Source organism: Lancefieldella parvula (assembly GCF_963547875.1).
In the GTDB taxonomy this organism is placed as follows: domain Bacteria; phylum Actinomycetota; class Coriobacteriia; order Coriobacteriales; family Atopobiaceae; genus Lancefieldella; species Lancefieldella parvula_D.
Window position 1 is genome coordinate 1 of record NZ_CAUUSI010000035.1, and the last position, 2,545, is coordinate 2,545.

Consider the following 2,545-nt stretch of genomic DNA (forward strand, 5'->3'; position numbering starts at 1 on the left):
TTGAAGAGCCGGTTGCGCCGCCAATGCCGTCACGTCCCGTGCGACCGCCGAGAAGAACGATGATGTCGCCATCTTCTGGGCGCTCGCGGCGAACGTGGCTTTGAGGAGTTGCGCCTACAACAGCACCAATCTCCATGCGTTTTGCAACATAGCCTGGGTGGTAGAGCTCAGAAACCTGGCCCGTAGCAAGGCCAATCTGGTTACCGTAGCTGGAATAACCTGCAGCTGCCGTGCGAACAATGGTGCGCTGAGGAAGCTTTCCTGGAAGGGTCTGAGAAACCGGAACAGTTGGGTCTGCAGCGCCTGTGACGCGCATTGCCTGGTAGACGTAGCTGCGGCCAGAAAGGGGATCGCGGATAGCACCGCCGATGCAGGTAGCTGCGCCACCAAAAGGCTCAATCTCGGTTGGGTGGTTGTGAGTCTCGTTCTTGAAGAGGAAGAGCCAGTCTTCGTCTTTGCCGTCAACGTCTACCTTTACCTTTACGGTACAGGCGTTGATTTCTTCTGACTCATCAAGATTGGTGAGGACGCCCTTCTCGCGAAGGTACTTTGCACCAATAGTAGCCATATCCCAAAGAGAGACGGCACGATTTTCTCGCCCAAGCTCTTTGCGCATGGAGAGATACTTCTCAAACGCGGCCTTTATCAGGTCATCATCAATCTGCACGCCAGTAATTCCGGTGTTGAAGGTGGTGTGTCGGCAGTGGTCAGACCAGTAGGTGTCAATGACGCGAATCTCGGTGATGGTGGGATCGCGCTGCTCTGTGGTGAAGTACTGCTGGCAGAAGGTGAGGTCAGCCAGGTCCATAGCAAGGCCGTGAGAAGCAATGAACTCTTTGAGGTCGTCCTGGTCAAGGGCGTTAAAGCCCTCAAGAACCTCTACGTCTGCAGGCTCTGGAATGGAAATCTTGAGAGTCTCGGGCAGCTCAAGGGAAGCCTCGCGAGCCTCAACGGGGTTGATCAGGTAATTTTTGATGGCAGCAACGTCTGCCTCTGTGAGGTTTCCGGTCAGCACGTAGAGGCGAGCAGAGCGCACAAGTGGACGCTCTCCCTGGCTGATGAGCTGCACACACTCAGCTGCAGAGTCTGCGCGCTGGTCAAACTGGCCAGGCAAAAACTCAACAGCAAACGTATGAACAGCCGCACCTTCAGAAGAAAACTCTGGCATGGTACGGCTGGCAAGATCGGACTGTGGCTCTGAAAAAACGGTGGGAATGCAGGACTCAAAGAGTTCCTCTGAAATTCCCTCAACATCATAGCGGTTAAGCAGGTCAATGCGTTGTAACTCGGTAATACCAAGAAGGTCTTTCACTTCTTTGAGCAGGGCTTTTGCCTCGCCCTCGAAACCAGATTTTCTTTGGACGTAGACGCGCAGGACCATGGGGCCACCTTTCAATGCAAGCCTTTTACGCTTTTACTGGCTTTATTGTACGTTACTTAGGTGGCCAAATTGGCGGTTGTCGAGAAAAGAAAAATGGGTTGTAACAGAGCGTTAAAAATACAGATTATTTAGTTAAAAGTTTTACGCCAGCACAAAGATAAGGGCGATAAAACAAACGGTTACACCCAAGGCAATTGCCTCGCGAACGCCAAAGGTTGGTTGATGCCAACGAGTGCGAGAAGCCCCTGCTACATAGTGGCGAGCATCAAGTGCCTTAGAAAGGTTGTTAGCATGCCTGAGCGAGCTGGCCAGAAGCGCCACCACAATGGAGAAGGTCGCACGGAGTCTTTTGGGCAGCGAACCCGAAGCAACGTCTCCTGCGCGAGCAGTTTGAGCCTCGGAAATGGATACGGCATCGCCTGCAAGTGTTGGAATAAAGCGCAGCATAAGCGAGAAAATCATGGCAATTTCTTTACCGGGAAGACCAATCTTAGAAAGTGGCAAGCATGCTGCTTCAAAGGCATTGCCTAGATCCGTTTGAGTTGTGGTAAGCAGGAGTAGCGCGCCCATTAAAATTGCAGCTAAAATGCGTACGGGGTAGAGAAAAGCGCTCCATGCTCCCACATCGGTGATGGTAAAGATTGACCAGGAGACAAGCACAGTTCCTTCTCGCGTCAGCAACAGATTGAAGAGTGAGAGGAAAATGAGCAGCCAGGCAAGCGGGATGATTGACACAAGCACCTGTTTGACGGGGATTTTTGCCAGAGCCAGCAGGCAGAGCACGCCTACTACCAGCAGTGCAAGCTGTGGCGCGTTGCGGATAAAAAAGGTTGCAAGCATCAGAAGGAGTGCAGCCAGGCACTTGACGTTGGGATTAAGCCTATGGATGAGCGAGTCCCCGTGATAGTACTGGCCCATAGAAATCTTAAGAGCCATAGCAACCTCCTTGCGAGAGGTTACCGGTCTTTGTGGCGCCATCAGCCTGCGTGGCGTCAAAATTGCGCGGAAGCACGTCTACCACCGCGTCTACCAGCTCAGACAGAGTCAAAGGTTCTCCCAGGTTGATTCCCGTAGTGTGGGACAGGCGCTGAGCCCAGGCAAGTGCATGAGGAATGCCCAGTCCAAGCTCCTGGAATTCTGCCTCTGAGAAATGAGTAAATGTTT

General features: G+C 52.7%; 1 protein-coding gene and 2 pseudogenes. All 3 read right to left on the reverse strand.

The features are described 5' to 3' along the window. Positions 1 to 1,381: pseudogene (locus tag RWJ96_RS06840) on the reverse strand (phosphoribosylformylglycinamidine synthase); the annotation flags it as partial. 141 nt (positions 1,382 to 1,522) lie between these two features. Next, positions 1,523 to 2,317 carry an energy-coupling factor transporter transmembrane protein EcfT gene (locus tag RWJ96_RS06845; protein ID WP_314019642.1) on the reverse strand — a complete coding sequence of 265 codons (795 nt, stop codon included), beginning with the start codon at positions 2,315 to 2,317 and terminating at the stop codon, positions 1,523 to 1,525. Then, positions 2,307 to 2,545, reverse strand: a pseudogene (locus RWJ96_RS06850) (hypothetical protein); the annotation flags it as partial. The gene RWJ96_RS06845 and the pseudogene RWJ96_RS06850, both read right to left, overlap by 11 nt.

Bases quoted from the DNA above. Each gene is read 5' to 3' on its own strand.
- RWJ96_RS06845 (WP_314019642.1), bottom strand. From the start codon at position 2,317: ATGGCTCTTAAGATTTCTATGGGCCAGTACTATCACGGGGACTCGCTC.